This is a genomic window from Raskinella chloraquaticus (SeqCode) (assembly GCF_021731865.1).
Classification (GTDB): Bacteria; Pseudomonadota; Alphaproteobacteria; order Rhizobiales; family UBA4765; genus Raskinella; species Raskinella chloraquaticus.
Window position 1 is genome coordinate 232,674 of sequence record NZ_JAKFWN010000016.1, and the last position, 15,946, is coordinate 248,619.

A 15,946-nucleotide genomic window follows, 5' to 3' on the forward strand; every position below is an offset into this window, starting at 1 on the left:
GTTTTCAGCAGCGACGATAGGTGAAGGTCAGGGGAGCGCTATTAGATGGTCCGCCTTTCACGAAGCGCTCGGTAGATTGAAATACGTCGCGGCTCTGGAAGGTCGCCTCATAGGCATAGACCGTGTCGCGACTAGTGATGAGGGCGGTCACCCGGTTGGCGCTGGCGCTGACCGAGACGGGCTGCGGGCGGCCATTGTTGAGGCGCTGTTCGGTATAGGTCCAGGCCGAACCATTGCGAGAAAACTGTACCCAGTTGGCGCAGCCATTATCATGGCTCCACCGGCCCTCGATCCAGTCGGCGGCGCCCTGCGCGCTCGCCTGCACGCATAATACCGCCAGGCAAATCACCACATAAACCGCGCGCATTGATTTGATGCCCCCGCACAAGAATCAGAGGTCAGAAGTTAGCCGCGCTGACGGAGCGTGACAATCAGCGAGCAAACTCGGCGCGTGTGAAACCCTGCAGATACAGAAGCGCCGTCAGATCTCCATGCTCGATGCGAATGGCGCAGGCCTCAGCCACTTTCGGCTTGGCGTGGAAGGCGACACCGAAGCCGGCGGCATTCAGCATGGGCAGATCATTGGCCCCGTCGCCGACGGCCAGGGTCTCGTCTGGCTGAAGCGACAGCTGCAGTGCAAGCGCGCCAAGCGCCTGACGTTTGGCCTCAGCGCCAAGGATCGGGTCAGCAATTTTGCCGGTGAGCTTGCCATCGGCGACGATCAAGGTGTTTGAGCGGTGTTCGTGGAAACCAAGGCGTGTGGCGATCGGCCCGGTGAAGAGCGTGAAACCACCCGAGACGAGCGCGGTGTAGACGCCGCTTGCACGCAGGGTGGCCACAAGCACGGGTCCACCCGGCATCAGCTCGATGCGCTCGGCGATGATCTTGTCGATGGTCGCGACAGGAAGGCCTGCGAGCAGCGCCACCCGTTCCCGCAGCGCCCCTTCGAAGGGGATTTCGCCGCGCATGGCCTGTTCGGTGATGGCGGCGACGCGGGGCTTCAGATCAAGCTCGGCTGCCAGTTCGTCGATACATTCCTGGCGGATCATGGTTGAATCCATATCGGCCAGAAACAATTTCTTGCGCCGATGGATGGCGGGAACAATGGCGATATCGATCGGTTCATGGCAAAAGCGGGCGCGAAGATCATCGCCGAGCACTGTGATCGCTTCGGCACGCGCATTGGTCGGCGTGAAGGCGATTTCAGCGGCTATTCCTTCATCAAGCTGGCGCGGGGCGGCGGCCTGCGGCAGATGAGACCCCATGGCCGCGATATGACCTGCCGTCAGGCAGGGGCGCGCCGGGTCACAGAAAGATATCAGAACGTGGGTCATCGGGATTGGAGATTGACGGGTTTGCGGGCGGATCGGAATTGGCGCGGGCTTGCTATTGCAGGTCCGACCGCGAGCGGCAAGTCGCGGCTGGCGCTTGATTGGGCTTCTTCTCATGACGGCATCATCATCAATGCCGATGCCATGCAGGTTTATAGCGATCTGCGGGTCATTACCGCGCGCCCCGGCGCGGCCGACGAGGCAATCGTCCCGCACCGGCTCTATGGTATCGTCGACGGGTCGCAGGCCGGTTCGGCGCAAATCTGGGCGGAGCGGGCCTGCGCCGAAATTGCAGCGGCGCGAGCTCAAGGCGCCATGCCGGTGCTGGTCGGTGGCACCGGGCTTTATTTCCGCGCCCTTTTCGAAGGGCTTGCCGATTTGCCGGACATTCCCGAGGCCATCCGTCGGAAATGGCGCGAACGGGCGACAGACGAAGGAAGCATGGCGCTCCATGCGGAATTGCGCCGGCGCGATCCGGCGATGGCGGCGCGATTGCGGCCAAGCGATGCGCAGCGCGTGACGCGGGCGCTTGAGGTGATTGACACGACGGGGCGCTCGCTGGCGGCCTATCACGAGGCTGCCACCACAGGGCTTGAAGATCCGGCAGGGTGGGAGCGAGTGTGTCTGCTGCCGGAGCGTGAGAAATTGCATGGCGCGATCGCCGCGCGCGTGCGCGCCATGATCGCTCATGGCGCCGTTGGCGAAGTCGAGGCCCTGCTGGCGCGCAAGCTCCATCGGGCGCTGCCGGTGATGAAGGCGATCGGTGTCAACGAGCTTGGCGCCTATCTCGCGGGCGAGGGCACGCTTGATGAAGCTCAAATGCGGATGATGGCTGCTACCCGACGCTATGCCAAGCGCCAAGTGACCTGGATGCGCACCCAGATGGCCGATTGGCGGGTGCTGGGGTCAGCTGCGGCGATGTGACCCGTACTAGCCTTGGCCTGATGCTCATGGCAGGAAGGAGCATCACGGATGACATGATTCTGGAAAGACAAGACCATGGCTGGAGCTTGTACCGCGGGCGTCGATACCGGATTTGTCGCACTTGGCTATGGCAAGGTGGCGGTGCTGGGCGTGGTGCAGGGCATCACGGAATTGCTGCCGATTTCTTCCACCGCCCATATGCGGATCGTTCCGGCATTTCTTGGCTGGCAGGATCCGGGTTCTGCCTTTTCGGCTGCCATGCAGCTTGCGGCCCTTGGCGCTGTCATCTCGTATTTCTGGCGCGATGTGGTGGGGGTGAGCGCAGGCGCCATGCTCGCCGTGGCGAAACGTGATTTCAAGGACGCCAATTTTCGCTTCGCGCTGGGTGTGACGCTTGCCACCGTCCCTGTCGTTGTCTTCGGTCTGGCGTTGTCTGGCGTACTCAACCAGTGCAATTCACCGTTGAGAAGCCTTGAGGTGATCGGTACGGCCTCGATCGTCATGGCACTGCTGCTGGCGGCGGCCGAGATCGGCGCCAAGCATGTCCGTGTCGTCGAGAACTCGACGCTGCGTGATCATCTGCTGATTGGTCTGGCGCAGGCAGGCGCGCTCATCCCCGGCGTCTCGCGCTCGGGCTCGACGCTGACGGCGGCGATGTTTCTCGGCTTCAAACGCGAGGAAGCGGCGCGCTTCTCCTTCCTCCTTGGGCTGCCGGCGATCACGCTGGCGGGGGTGAAGGAATTATGGGTTCTCGCTCGCGCCGGTCTGAGCATCGAGGGCTGGTCGGTGCTGCTGGTTGGGCTCATCGTCGCCAGCATCGCCGCCTATGCGGCGATCTATCTGCTGATGGCCATCGTCGAGCGCTTTTCCTCCTGGCCCTTCGTCATCTACCGGGCGGGCATGGGGACGCTGCTGCTGGCGGGGGTATATTGGGGGTGGTTGGGGTAGGCTTGGACGCCATATCCAGCTTGACGCCCGCCAGCCTCTCGTCTAGCCTCACGCTGTCAACAACGGACCTTTCCAAATGTCTATGCAACTTATTGTAAGGTGGCGCGCTGCAACGTGACGAGAAATCGTTACGAAGGCTGGCGCGCAAATCAGGGCTCCCTCGGGGGCCTTTTTTGTTGCCTTAAATCGTTCTGCCGATCTGCTGATGAGGGAAATTGAGATGGCCAAGGAGATGAGCGGCGCCGAAATGGTGATCGAGGCGCTGAAGGATCAGGGCGTCACCGAGATTTTCGGCTATCCCGGCGGCGCGGTGCTGCCGATCTATGACGCGCTTTTCCAGCACAACAGCGTCCGCCACATCCTGGTGCGCCACGAGCAGGGCGCGGTGCATGCGGCGGAAGGCTATGCGCGCTCGTCGGGCAAGGTCGGCGTGGTACTTGTCACGTCCGGGCCAGGGGCGACGAACGCGGTGACCGGGCTTGTCGATGCGCTGATGGATTCAATCCCGCTCGTCGTCATCACCGGTCAGGTGCCAACCCATCTCATCGGCACCGATGCGTTCCAGGAATGCGATACGGTCGGCATCACACGGCCGGCCACCAAGCACAATTATCTGGTAAAGGATGTCGCCGATCTGCCGCGCATCCTCCATGAGGCGTTCACCGTCGCCGCTACGGGCCGGCCGGGGCCGGTTGTCATCGACATTCCGAAGAATGTGCAGTTCGCGCTTGGTGTTTACAAAAACTACAAGGATGTGCCGCACAAGACCTATCGTCCCAAGCGCGACCCCGAGGATCAGGCGATCGCGCGGGCGCTCGATCTCATGGCAGCCGCCAGGCGGCCGATTTTCTATACGGGCGGCGGCATCATCAATGCCGGTCCGCAAGCAGCGGCGAATTTGCGCAAGCTCGTGCGCCTCACCGGCTTTCCGATCACCCAGACGCTGATGGGGCTTGGCGCCTATCCACATTCGGATACGCAAAATCTCGGCATGCTTGGCATGCACGGGACGTATGAGGCCAATATGGCGATGCATGATTGCGATGTCATGATCGCGCTTGGCGCACGCTTTGATGACCGCATCACCGGCAGGCTCGATGCATTTTCGCCCGGCTCGAAAAAGATCCATGTCGATATCGATCCGGCCTCCATCAACAAGAACGTGAAGGCGGATGTGCCGATCATCGGCGATGTCGGCGTGGTGCTGGAAAAGCTGCTGGCTGGCTGGAAGAAGCGCAAGCTGCAGGCAGACAAGGCGGCTCTGAAAAACTGGTGGGCGGCGATCAAGGGCTGGCGCCAGCGTGATTGCCTCAGCTATCGCCGCAAAAGCGATGTCATCATGCCGCAATATGCCATTGAGCGGCTTTATGCGCTCACCAAAAAGCATGACACCTACATCACCACTGAAGTTGGCCAACACCAGATGTGGGCGGCGCAATATTTCCATTTCGAGGAGCCGAACCGCTGGATGACCTCGGGCGGGCTTGGCACCATGGGCTATGGCTTGCCGGCGGCGATCGGGGTGCAGATGGCGCACCCGAAAGCGCTTGTCATCGACATTGCGGGAGAGGCCTCGATCCTGATGAACATGCAGGAGATGTCGACGGCGGCGCAGTATCGTTTGCCGGTCAAGATCTTCATCCTCAACAATCAGTATATGGGCATGGTGCGGCAATGGCAGGAATTGCTGCATGGGTCGCGCTATTCGGAAAGCTACAGCGAAGCGCTGCCGGATTTCGTCAAGCTGGCGGAAGCCTACCATGCCAAGGGCATACGCTGCTCGGACCCGGAGAAACTCGACGCGGCGATCAACGAGATGATCGCTTATCCCGGCCCCGTCATCTTCGACTGTCTGGTGGACAAGATGGCCAATTGTTTTCCGATGATCCCGTCGGGCAAGGCGCATAACGAGATGATCCTCAACGAGGAGGCCGGCAGCGATATCGGTGGCGTCATCGATGCCAAGGGCCGGCAATTGGTGTGAGTGAGCCCCCAATGTTCACCCTTGCGGAACTCGAGTCAGCTCATCGCACCGTCGAGGCAGCCATGCCCGCAACGCCCCATTTTGCCTGGCCCTTGCTGGCGGAGCGACTTGGGACGCAAGTGATCGTCAAGCACGAGAACCATACGCCCACCGGCGCCTTCAAGGTGCGCGGAGGGCTCGTCTATCTGGAGAGGCTGAAGCGCGAGCGGCCCCATGTCGCCGGTATCATTTCGGCAACGCGCGGCAATCACGGCCAGAGCCTTGCTTTCGCCGGGCGCCAGTATGGTGTGGAGGTGACCATCGTCGTGCCGCATGGCAATTCGACGGAAAAGAATGCGGCGATGCGCGCCTTCGGCGCCGAACTCATCGAAGAGGGCGGCGATTTCCAGGAGGCGCGGGAGACGGCTGAAAGGCTGGCAGTGATGCGCGGGCTGGAGATGGTCCCGTCGTTCCACCGCGATCTGGTGATGGGGGTTGCGACATACGCGCTCGAGCTGCTCCGTGCTGAGCCGGGGCTTGAACGGCTCTACGTTCCCATCGGACTTGGCTCGGGGATCTGTGGCTGCATTCTGGCGCGCGATCTTCTGGGGTTGAAGACGGAGATTATCGGCGTTCAGTCGACGCAGGCGCCGGCCTACAAGCTGTCGTTTGAGGCGGGCCATGTGGTGAGCACCAATTCCAGCATCACCCATGCCGATGGCATGGCAACGCGGGTGCCGGACGCCGAGGCGCTGGCAATCATCCGGCGCGGCGCCTCGCATATCGTTCTGGTCAGTGATGACGAGATCGCGCAGGCGGTCCGTGCCTACTGGACCGATACACATAATCTCGCGGAAGGGGCCGGCGCTGCGCCGCTTGCTGCTGCTGTGCAGGAAAAAGACGTCAATCGGGGAAAGCGTATCGCTGTCATCCTGTGCGGCGGCAACATTGATCTTGATCTCTTCCAGCGCTGGGTCCTTACCGGCGCCAGCCCTTCTCAACCAAGGTAAGCGACCATGTCCACCAGCCATTACCCTGCCGCCCGCCCTGATGAGCCGATCCAGCGCCACACTCTGTCGGTGCTTGTCGATAACGAGCCGGGGGTTCTTGCCCGCATCGTTGGCATGTTTGCGGCGCGCGGCTACAATATCGACAGCCTCACGGTCTCGGAAACGAGCCATGAGGCGCATGTCTCGCGCATCACGGTGATCACCTCGGGAACCGCCCAGAAGATCGACCAGATCAAGGCGCAATTGTCGCGCCTCGTGCCGGTCCACCGGGTGACCGATCTGACCGTCTCCGGCCCGTCGATCGAGCGCGAACTCGCCATGGTCAAGGTGGTGGGCAAGGGCGAGCTGCGGGTGGAGGCGATGCGGCTGGCGCAGGCCTTCGGCGCGCGCGCGGTTGACGCAACGCTCGAAAGTTTTGTCTTCGAGATCACCGGAGTAACGGAAGATATCGACCGTTTCATCGACATGATCCAGCCTTGCGGGCTGGTTGAAGTGGCACGCACGGGGGTTGCCGCCATGCAGCGCGGGACAGCCTCGACATGATGAGCGGATCGCTGCTTGCAGCCTTTGTTCTGTTTGCCTTCGTGAGTTCGATCACGCCGGGTCCAAACAACATCATGCTGCTGGCCTCTGGCGTCAATTACGGCTGGCGGCCGACGCTTCCGCATATTTTCGGTATCAAGGTCGGTTTCATCATCATGGTAGTGCTGGTAGGCCTTGGCTTCGGCCAGGTGTTCGAGCGCTCGCCAATGGTCTATGTGGTCTTGAAATGGCTGGGCACGGCCTATCTCCTGTGGCTGGCGTGGAAGCTTTTCAACGCCGGTGGTTCGGTCGGGCCGATTACGGGTGAAGGCAAGCCGATGAGCTTCCTGCAGGCGGCGGCCTTTCAATGGGTCAATCCCAAAGCGTGGACGATGTCGGTCGCGGCGATTGCGACCTACACGGTGCCGGACGCCTTTACGACGAGTGTTTTCATGGTCGCCCTGATCTATGGGCTGGTCGGCCTGCCCAGTTCGGTGTTCTGGACGGTCAGCGGTGTCGGATTGAAGCGCTTTCTTGGCAATGAGCGCCTGGTGCGAGGCTTCAATGTGGCGATGGCCCTGCTGCTGATTGTCTCGCTCATTCCGACATTCGTCTCGGCTTTTCACTGAAGGGCACGACGATGGATGCACACCAGATGACGAGCCTTGCGATTGCCTGCGGCATTGCAGGCACGCTTGCCTATGCGATCGGTCTGTGGCGGCGCTGGCGGCCGGGCAGTAGCGGTCGTCCGGCCTTCACCGAAAGCTCGACGCGGGTGCGCGAGCCGTGGACGGTTGCCGCCGTGCTTTTATTGCTGACTGCCGCGGCGCTCAAATTTTATGCTCGCAGCGCCATCTGATCAGGGAGATGACATCGGTTGCCTTTACGTTTTTCACTGCGGCAATCATCGGGTAGGGGTAAGGTTTCATCGTTCGTGGTTGCGTAAAACCGGTTTCCACTTTTGCCCAACATGCTCTAGAAGCGGCACCGGCTGCGGTTCGAGTGGGGAAATTCTCCATGCCGCTTCACAGGTTCAACTAAGCGCCAAGAGGAAATGTCCCATGCGTGTCTATTATGATCGCGACGCCGATCTCAATCTCATCAAGGGTAAGAAAGTCTGCATCGTCGGCTACGGGAGCCAGGGCCATGCCCATGCGCTCAATCTGCGCGATTCAGGCGTCAAGGATGTCGCGGTGGCGTTGCGTGCCGGGTCGGCCAGCGCCAAGAAGGCGGATGCCGAAGGCTTCAAGGTGATGACGCCGGCGGATGCCGCCAAATGGGCGGATGTGATGATGATGCTGACGCCTGATGAATTGCAGGCCGACATCTACCGTAATGATCTGCATGCCAACATGAAGCAGGGCGCGGCGCTGTTGTTTGCCCATGGCCTCAACATCCACTTCAATCTGATCGACCCGCGCGCTGATCTCGACGTGCTGATGATCGCGCCGAAGGGCCCGGGCCATACGGTACGCTCGGAATATCAGCGCGGCGGCGGTGTGCCGTGTCTGGTGGCGATCCACAAGGATGCCTCCGGCAACACGCATGATCTTGGCCTGTCCTATGCGTCGGCCATTGGCGGCGGGCGCGCCGGCATCATCGAGACGAGCTTCCGCGAGGAATGCGAAACCGACCTTTTCGGCGAGCAGGTGGTGTTGTGCGGCGGCCTTGTCGAACTCATCCGCGCCGGTTTCGAGACGCTGGTTGAGGCTGGTTATGCCCCGGAAATGGCCTATTTCGAATGCCTGCATGAGGTAAAGCTCATTGTCGATCTCATCTATGAGGGTGGTATCGCCAATATGAATTATTCGATTTCGAACACGGCCGAATATGGCGAATATGTCACCGGCCCGCGTATCATCACGGCTGAAACCAAAGCCGAGATGAAGCGTGTGCTCGATGACATCCAGGGCGGTCGTTTCACCCGTGACTGGATGCTGGAGAACAAGGTCAACCAGACCTCCTTCAAGGCGATGCGCGCCAAGGCAGCCGCCCACTCGATCGAAGAGGTCGGCGAAAAGCTGCGCGGCATGATGCCGTGGATCAAGGCGAAGGCCCTCGTCGACAAGGCTCGCAACTAAGAAACGGAGCGGGGCGTGGTCACGGTCGATGAATTCTATGCGACCGTGCCACGCTTCGAGCGCTTCGAGGATGTGACCGACGCCAGCCTTTATCGGCCTTTGCCAGATGATTGGGTGGTGGGGGTGAGCGATGTCGTGTCTTCGACCAGAGCGATTGCCAGCGGCCAATACAAGAGTGTCAATCTGGCTGGCGCGGCGATGATCCCGGCCCTTGCCAATCGTCTTGGCAATTATCGCTTTCCCTATGTTTTCGGCGGCGATGGGGCGGCGCTCGCCCTTCCCGGCGACCAGCGTGTCGTGCTGGAGCAGGCGCTCAGCGACACGGCGGCTTTTGCCCGCGATGCGCTTGGCCTGCAATTGCGCGTATCGGTGATGACGATGGCAACGATCCGGGAGGCTGGCCATGATGTCCGCCTTGCCCGCTTTGCCCGCTCGACCCATATCGATTATGCGATGTTTGCCGGCGGCGGCGTGTCCTATGCAGTCGAGCGCATGAAAGCGGATATCGGCTGCCTCCAAGCCTCGCTGCCGGGCATCAAGCCTGATCTTGAGGGATTGACGTGCCGCTGGCATCCCATGCCGGCGGAGCACGGTGTGGTCCTGTCGCTGATTGTGCTGCCGGGTCGCACGATCAGCGCTTTCAATCACCTGCTATCGCGCCTTTTCGCGCTGCTGCGGGGCGAAGGCGATGCAGGAGAGCCGCTGTCCAATGAACGGTTGCACCTGCCGCTGCCGCTGCGCGGCCTCATGTTTGAAGCGCGCGCGTTGCGGCGCCCCGGCACGAGCCTGTGGCGGAGTGTTATTGAGCGCGTCTATGCGCATTTTGTATCATTTGCTCTGTTCCGCACCGGTATTGTGGCGGGCTCGTTCGACCCCGCCCGCTACCGCCGCGAACTGGTGGCCAATGCCGATACGGCAAAATTTGAAGATGGTCTGCGCATGACGATCGATTGTTCGCCGGCGGTTGCCGACGCACTTGATGCCATGCTGACAACTGCGGAGGCGGAAGGGGTGGTGCGCTTTGGCAGCCATCGTCAGACGGCGGCAATCATGACCTGCCTTGTGCCGTCAATTGATGAGGCTGATCATGCCCATTTCATCGACGGCGCGGATGGCGGTTACGCCATGGCAGCGCAGGTGATGAAGGACAAACACACCTGATCCTGCATCTGCCTGCCGTGTCAATTATGCCAGAACAGGACGAGTAGGACGATAATAGGCAGCGGGATGCCAAGAAGCCAGAGAAGTGCGCCTTTACCAAGACCCATGACAAGCTCCTGAGTGGTCGGAATTTGCAGATTGCCGGAGTTGAAAACGGAGAGAAGCACCTGTGAGCGCTTCTCCCAGTCGATCTCAGATTACTTGGCGGCAACCCATGTCATCAGATTGCGGTCGTACTTGTAGCCGACCGCGCTGGTGAGGCTTTCCTTCGATTCCGTCATCGACAGATAGTGCTTGCCGTCCTTGGTGGTGACGGAAATGGCGGAGAAGGGAACAGCCACGTCCTTTTCGCCGACACCAACGAAGCCGCCGACGCCGACGATGAAGCCGGTGATCTGGCCGCTGCGATTGATGAGAACATCATCGACATCGCCAAGCTTCTTGTCGGCCTGATCGTAGACCGTCTGCTTGTAATACATGGTCACGGTCACGCTGTCGGTGGGAATGACCGGCAAGGTTCCTGCCGCGAACGCCGCTGATGCAGCTGCGAGCGCCAGTATAAGAACAGAAGATTTCAAATATCGCATTTCAGTCTCCCTTTGTGTGAGGCTAATGAAACGCGCCGTTCAGCCAGAAGTTCCACGGATATGCTGCCGAAATCGCGTATTCCTCGTGCTGCGACATCGACATGCAGGCTGCGCAAAAAAAACGGTTGGTGTCCGGCATCGTTCTCGGGCAAATTCAAAGCCCCGGGGAGACGCAAAATGACCACGCTCGAGCGCGCTCGTGGTATTCCGACGAGTTTGGTCGGCCAGAGCGAGCAAACAGTCGCCTTGCTGCACGATGTCGCGATTACCTATCACCTTGCTGATGGTTCGTTTTACGAGGCGGTGGCGCCGACGACGCTTGCCATCGCGGAGGGTGAATTTGTTGCGCTCGTCGGGCCGACGGGCTGCGGTAAGTCGACCCTGCTTAACGTTGTGGCCGGGCTCGTCGCGCCGTCATCAGGCACATGTCTCATCCATGGTGATCGGCTCAGCGGCATCAATGGACAGGCAGGCTATCTGTTTCAGGCGGAAGCCTTGATGCCGTGGAAGACGGCGCTGGCCAATGTTGCCGTCGGCCTTGAAGTTCAAGGTCTGCCGAGGGACGAGGCAACGGAGCGCGCCCGCTCATGGCTTGGCAAAGTGGGGCTTGGCGCCTTTCTCCAACGCTATCCGCATCAATTGTCGGGGGGACAGAGAAAACGCGTCGGTCTGGCGCAGGTGCTGGCGCGCGATCCGCGCATGTTGCTGATGGATGAACCCTTCGGGCCCCTTGATGCCCAGACACGTGCCATCATGGGTGATCTGCTGCTGGGTCTGTGGCAGGCTGATCGTAAAGCCGTGTTGTTCGTTACCCATGATCTGGAGGAGGCGATTGCTCTTGCCGACCGTGTCGTCATCATGTCGGCCGGGCCGAACGCCAGCATCATCGGCGATTTTCCAATCGATCTGGCGCGTCCGCGTGATGCTCACGAGGTGCGTTTGCAACCAGCCTTCGTCGAAACGCACCGGGCGATCTGGCAGGTGCTGAAGGAGGAAGTGTTGAAGGGATACGCGCAGGCCAACGAGGCGAAAGCATGAAGCGGAACGGCGAACGACGTCTTGGCCTGGGTCTCACCGCCTGGCGTCTGGGCGTACTGGCCCTTGTGCTCGGTGGCTGGCATGTTCTGACGGCGACCGGCGTGCTTCAGCCTTTCTTTTTTTCCAAGCCGCTGGATGTTGCGCTTCGCGTGGTGCGTGATGTCCAGCTGCCGCGCTTCTGGAGTGATCTGGGCATCACGCTGACCGAAACGGCGCTCGCCTTCGTCATCGGGTCGGTGCTCGGGATATTGTGTGGCTTTGCACTGGCACGCCATCCCTTCGCCTCCGCCGTGTGTGACCCCTATCTCAAGGCGTTCAACGCCATGCCGCGTGTGGTTCTGGCGCCGATCTTTGCGCTGTGGCTTGGCCTTGGCATCTGGTCGAAGGTGGCGCTCGGCGTGACGCTGGTGTTTTTCATCGTGTTTTTCAATGTTTATCAGGGGGTGCGCGAAGTCAGCCCGACTATTCTTGCCAATGCGCGGATGCTAGGGATGAAGGAGCGCGAGCTGTTTCGTCACGTCTATCTTCCCTCGGCGCTGTCGTGGATGTTTTCATCCCTGCACACATCGGTCGGCTTTGCGCTGGTGGGTGCCGTGGTTGGCGAATATCTCGGTTCGGCCGCCGGGCTCGGTTACCGCATTCATCAGGCCGAATCGGTTTTCGATGTCACAGGTGTTTTTGCCGGGATGGTGGTGCTTGCAATCGTCGTACTCATCATCGACGCTCTCGTCGGATGGGTCGAGGAGCGGCTGCTGGTCTGGCGGCCGCAGGCGGCGACGACTGCCTGAGGGGTTATGTTTTTTGCATGAGTTCCGGACAAACGGAACCATTGGAAAAGGGAGATGACTATGTCGTTTGATCGTCGTGCGGTTGTAATAGGCGGAATTGGCGCGTTGGCTGCGCCGTTTATCGTGCGGGCGCAAGGGACGCTGGAGCGCAAGGACGTCAAACTTGGCGTCGGCGGCAAGGCGCTGCTCTATTACCTGCCGCTGACGATTGCCGAGCGGCGGGGATATTTCAAGGAACAGGGGCTTAACGTCGAGATCAACGATTTCGGCGGCGGCTCGCAATCCCTGCAAGCGCTTGTTGGTGGATCGGTTGATGTCGTGACGGGTGCTTATGAGCACACGATCCGCATGCAGGCGCGCGGGCAGGATATTCGTGCCGTAACCGAACTCGGGCGCTTCCCGGGCATCGTGCTGGCGGTCCGCGCCAGTCTTGCCGACAAGGTGAAAAAGCCCGGTGATCTCAAGGGGATGAAGATCGGCGTCACAGCGCCCGGATCGTCAACAAATTTCTTTGCCAATTTCCTGCTTGCCCGCGATGGCGTGCAGCCGGAAGACGTCTCCTTTATCGGGGTCGGCGGAGGAGCCTCCGCAGTGGCTGCGATGAGGCAGGGCGGCATCGATGCGATTTCGCACCTTGAGCCGGTCATCACCCGGCTTGAACTTGACAAGGCCATCAGCGTCCTTGCCGACACCAGGTCGGAAGAAGGAACGCGCGCCATTTTCGGTGGCGCCAATCCTGCAGCTGTCGTCTATCTTCGCCAGGACTTTGCGCAGAAGAATCCCAACACCACGCAGGCAATCGTCAATGCGTTTTATAAAGCATTGAAATGGCTGGAGAAAGCGACGCCGGACGCAGTTTCAGCAACAGTACCTGAAGAGTTCTATCTGGGTGACAAGGAGCTTTACCTCGAAGCCGTGCGCAAATCGCTCTCAATGTATTCTCGCAGCGGCATAGTGTCCGAAGCCGGAATGGCATCAGCGCGTGATATGCTGGTTCCGTTCGATAAAGAACTGAAAGCTGCGAGCTTCGATCTGAAGCGTACGTTTGATTCCACGTTCATCGAAAAAGCGCCCGGTATCGTCAAATTGTGAGGACGCACAGGCGCCTGAGGAGCAAATGTCTTATTGACAGATAATCTTGTAGCGCCTGCCCATCAGGTCGAACTCGTTGTGGTCACCGGCGAATGGCAACATGCGCAGGACCACGAGGAGGAGATTGCTGCCTTCTTTGCGCAGGAGCAGGCGACGAATCCCGATCTTTTCAATGGCCCGTTCTATATTCTCGACAAATGGCAACTCGCCGACGGCATTTTGCACGGCGCCTGTCATGAAACGACGTATGCCGCATATCTGCACTGGCGCGCTCACGGCTATTCCAGCCCGGGCTACAATGCCTTTGCCATGCCGGTGGTGCGACCGGTTGGCGGCGGTATCCTGCTGGGGAGGATGGCGCCGTGGACGGTGAATGCCGGCAGCTGGTACATGCCGGCGGGATCCATCGACAGTATCGACGTTCTTGACGATGGACGCATCGATCTTGCCGGCAACATGTCGCGCGAGCTGGTTGAAGAGATCGGCCTTAAAGTGCTGCGTCGCATGGTGGCGCCCACCTGGACCCTCGTCTTCACGCGCGGGCGGCTTGCCATGTTTCGCGAGATCGTTCTGCGCCGCTCGGCAGAAGCCCTGCTTGCCAGTATCGAATCGCATTTGGCGACGCAGGAGAAGCCGGAGCTCGACGCCGTGCGCCTTGTCTCGACCAGACGCGATTGTGTCGGGCTCGACATGCCGCCCTTTCTGATGCCTTATCTTGAGGCGGTTCTGCCGGCTTGAGACGGGGTGTCATCGCCGCCTGATCATGTTCGGTCTGTTCTGTTCCGTCTGTTCACTTGCGCTGTCGACAGCTATAGCCGAAAGGTGTGTCAGAACCGAGCCGCGTGGCAAGCCGCAACGGACCATTCATGAAACGATATGCCTTTCACACTTTTGATGTCTTTACGCAAAAAGGCCTGACGGGAAATCCGCTGGCGATTGTCCTCGATGCTGACGGCATCGATGCGGCAAAGATGCAGGCGATTGCCCGCGAGTTCAGCCTGCCGGAAACGGTCTTCGTCATGGCAGCGCGCAGCCCGACGCATACAGCGCGCATCCGCATTTTCACCCCGGTGCGCGAATTGCCTTTCGCTGGTCATCCGACGGTTGGCACCGCCATTTGCCTCGCCGAGCTCAAATTCGGGACTGACCAGGCCAATAATTCGCTCCTGGTCCTTGAGGAAGAGGTCGGCCCGGTGCGCTGCGCGGTACGCACTGAACCGGGCAAGGCCAGCTATGGCGAATTCGATGTTCCCGCGCTGCCGCATGAAAATGGCAAGCCGCCCTCGCGCGAGAAGCTGGCGGCTGCCCTTGGGCTCCTGCCCTCCGATATTGGCGCTGCCAACCATAAGCCGACCTGTTACACGGCGGGCGTTCCCTACACCTTTGTCCCCGTGCGCGACCGTGACGCGCTGCATCGGGCGCATGCGGTCAGTGGTAACTGGCTGGAGGCTTTTGGCCGCGACGGCGCCTATATCTATACGCCGCTCGACATGCCGACCGAGCATGCCTATCGCGGGAGGATGTTCTTCCCGTTCGGCGGCATCGCCGAGGATCCGGCGACAGGATCAGCTGCGGCGGCGTTCGCTGGCGTTGTGGTGCGTTTCGACGGTCTCACCGATGGCCGTCATGTTGTGCCCATCGAACAGGGAATCGAGATGGGGCGGGCAAGCCTCATCACTCTTGAGGTGGAGATTGCAGCGGGGCGCCTGACGGGGGCGCGCATCGGCGGCTACGCCGTGCGCTTCAGCGAAGGGACGCTGTGGTGCTGATGCCCGGGACGGCGTCGTCGCTGCTACAACGAAAAACCGGTGGTCACTTTTCCGCAGCATGCGCTAACGATAGCCGAACTTTCTGGTAATGGCGTCAAGTGCCTTCTCACCATCGCTGACCTTGCCGCCCTTGCACAAGGCTTCGGCCTTTTCAACCTGGGGCAGAAGGTCTTTGGCCACGCCCTCGGCGATCTGGCGCTTGCGCACGTCAATCTGGATCGCAGCTCGCATACGCTCCGCCCGTTCGCTGCAATTGTCAGCAGATGCGCGCGTCGCGCCCAGCAGCGACAGCGTCGCGAAGGCAGGAAGTAAAGCCGCGATCAACCAAACACGCATAACAACCGTCCCTGCTGTTCGTGAATAACCAAGCCCGATTGACAGAGAATGCGAAAATCGATGGGGTGAGGCAAGGGCGGGTGTCGGTAATTTGCCCTGAGGCTGTCTTGCCAGCGCTTCACGTCTCGTTTACCAAAAGAAACGAGGATTGGAGTTCCCCGGTTTTTTCCGGGCACGGAGCAGTCGATTGATTTGGGCGGCATACCAGACAGCGCAGCGGGAAGGGGCCTTCGCCCCACAGCGCAGCATTGCCTCGCGCGCGGCGCGCCCCTCGCTTCTTGCCCTCCTTCGCCTTATCAGCCCCTGAGGGCCGTCCGGGCTGTTGCCTGGGCTCTCAGGGGAGCACCTGGCCAAACCCCGCGTAGTCAGTTTCATCCATGCAGTTGAACAAGGGGC

At 60.6% G+C, this 15,946-nt stretch carries 18 protein-coding genes; 14 read left to right on the forward strand and 4 right to left on the reverse strand.

The window, feature by feature from the left end:
* Positions 1 to 4 precede the first annotated feature (4 nt).
* Entirely contained in the window at positions 5 to 367 is a 363-nt protein-coding gene (locus ACINK1_RS06825) for a hypothetical protein (protein WP_376801364.1), read from the reverse strand.
* 64 nt (positions 368 to 431) lie between these two features.
* On the reverse strand, positions 432 to 1,334 hold the full coding sequence (serB, locus tag ACINK1_RS06830; RefSeq protein ID WP_376801363.1) for a phosphoserine phosphatase SerB: 903 nt from the start codon (positions 1,332 to 1,334) through the stop codon (positions 432 to 434).
* A 12-nt stretch (positions 1,335 to 1,346) separates the two neighbouring features.
* Here serB and miaA point away from each other — a divergent pair, with 12 nt between their 5' ends.
* From miaA to ACINK1_RS06875, 9 genes are all read left to right on the forward strand, one after another.
* Positions 1,347 to 2,255, forward strand: a complete 909-nt coding sequence (gene miaA / locus ACINK1_RS06835; protein ID WP_376801362.1) for a tRNA (adenosine(37)-N6)-dimethylallyltransferase MiaA — start codon at positions 1,347 to 1,349, stop codon at positions 2,253 to 2,255.
* 75 nt (positions 2,256 to 2,330) lie between these two features.
* Positions 2,331 to 3,203, forward strand: a complete 873-nt coding sequence (locus tag ACINK1_RS06840) for an undecaprenyl-diphosphate phosphatase (protein ID WP_376801361.1) — start codon at positions 2,331 to 2,333, stop codon at positions 3,201 to 3,203.
* A 220-nt stretch (positions 3,204 to 3,423) separates the two neighbouring features.
* Complete coding sequence (locus ACINK1_RS06845) at positions 3,424 to 5,187, forward strand: acetolactate synthase 3 large subunit (protein WP_376801522.1); 1,764 nt, start codon at positions 3,424 to 3,426, stop codon at positions 5,185 to 5,187.
* Between the two features lie 11 nt (positions 5,188 to 5,198).
* On the forward strand, positions 5,199 to 6,176 hold the full coding sequence (locus ACINK1_RS06850; protein ID WP_376801360.1) for a threonine dehydratase: 978 nt from the start codon (positions 5,199 to 5,201) through the stop codon (positions 6,174 to 6,176).
* Positions 6,177 to 6,182: 6 nt separating this feature from the next.
* Complete coding sequence (gene ilvN / locus ACINK1_RS06855; RefSeq protein WP_376801358.1) at positions 6,183 to 6,719, forward strand: acetolactate synthase small subunit; 537 nt, start codon at positions 6,183 to 6,185, stop codon at positions 6,717 to 6,719.
* Entirely contained in the window at positions 6,719 to 7,327 is a 609-nt protein-coding gene (locus tag ACINK1_RS06860; RefSeq protein WP_376801356.1) for a LysE family translocator, read from the forward strand. Before ilvN ends, ACINK1_RS06860 begins: the two co-directional genes overlap by 1 nt.
* 26 nt (positions 7,328 to 7,353) lie before the next feature.
* A complete protein-coding gene (locus ACINK1_RS06865; RefSeq protein ID WP_376801354.1) occupies positions 7,354 to 7,557 on the forward strand; it encodes a hypothetical protein in 204 nt (67 codons plus the stop codon).
* 202 nt (positions 7,558 to 7,759) lie between these two features.
* Positions 7,760 to 8,779, forward strand: a complete 1,020-nt coding sequence (gene ilvC / locus ACINK1_RS06870) for a ketol-acid reductoisomerase (RefSeq protein WP_376801352.1) — start codon at positions 7,760 to 7,762, stop codon at positions 8,777 to 8,779.
* A 15-nt stretch (positions 8,780 to 8,794) separates the two neighbouring features.
* Positions 8,795 to 9,940, forward strand: coding sequence for a DUF3095 family protein (locus ACINK1_RS06875; protein ID WP_376801350.1), 1,146 nt, complete (start codon positions 8,795 to 8,797; stop codon positions 9,938 to 9,940).
* 197 nt (positions 9,941 to 10,137) lie between these two features.
* Here the strand turns inward: ACINK1_RS06875 and ACINK1_RS06880 are convergent, their stop codons facing one another.
* Positions 10,138 to 10,527 carry a PRC-barrel domain-containing protein gene (locus ACINK1_RS06880; RefSeq protein WP_376801348.1) on the reverse strand — a complete coding sequence of 130 codons (390 nt, stop codon included), beginning with the start codon at positions 10,525 to 10,527 and terminating at the stop codon, positions 10,138 to 10,140.
* 177 nt (positions 10,528 to 10,704) lie between these two features.
* Here ACINK1_RS06880 and ACINK1_RS06885 point away from each other — a divergent pair, with 177 nt between their 5' ends.
* The 5 genes from ACINK1_RS06885 (at position 10,705) to ACINK1_RS06905 (ending at position 15,214) form a co-directional block, all read left to right on the forward strand.
* The gene (locus tag ACINK1_RS06885) at positions 10,705 to 11,565 is read left to right on the forward strand and encodes an ABC transporter ATP-binding protein (protein ID WP_376801346.1); all 861 of its coding nucleotides are present in this window, start codon (positions 10,705 to 10,707) and stop codon (positions 11,563 to 11,565) included.
* On the forward strand, positions 11,562 to 12,353 hold the full coding sequence (locus ACINK1_RS06890; RefSeq protein WP_376801344.1) for an ABC transporter permease: 792 nt from the start codon (positions 11,562 to 11,564) through the stop codon (positions 12,351 to 12,353). The genes ACINK1_RS06885 and ACINK1_RS06890 overlap by 4 nt, the downstream gene beginning before the upstream one ends.
* A gap of 60 nt (positions 12,354 to 12,413) precedes the next feature.
* On the forward strand, positions 12,414 to 13,445 hold the full coding sequence (locus ACINK1_RS06895; RefSeq protein WP_376801342.1) for an ABC transporter substrate-binding protein: 1,032 nt from the start codon (positions 12,414 to 12,416) through the stop codon (positions 13,443 to 13,445).
* A 33-nt stretch (positions 13,446 to 13,478) separates the two neighbouring features.
* On the forward strand, positions 13,479 to 14,183 hold the full coding sequence (locus tag ACINK1_RS06900) for an NUDIX domain-containing protein (RefSeq protein ID WP_376801340.1): 705 nt from the start codon (positions 13,479 to 13,481) through the stop codon (positions 14,181 to 14,183).
* Positions 14,184 to 14,311: 128 nt separating this feature from the next.
* Positions 14,312 to 15,214 carry a PhzF family phenazine biosynthesis protein gene (locus tag ACINK1_RS06905; RefSeq protein ID WP_376801338.1) on the forward strand — a complete coding sequence of 301 codons (903 nt, stop codon included), beginning with the start codon at positions 14,312 to 14,314 and terminating at the stop codon, positions 15,212 to 15,214.
* A 63-nt stretch (positions 15,215 to 15,277) separates the two neighbouring features.
* On the opposite strand, the gene ACINK1_RS06910 is transcribed toward ACINK1_RS06905, so the two are convergent.
* Positions 15,278 to 15,550: a hypothetical protein gene (locus tag ACINK1_RS06910; protein WP_376804020.1), complete on the reverse strand. Its 273-nt coding sequence runs from the start codon at positions 15,548 to 15,550 to the stop codon at positions 15,278 to 15,280.
* Between the last annotated feature and the right edge of the window lie 396 nt (positions 15,551 to 15,946).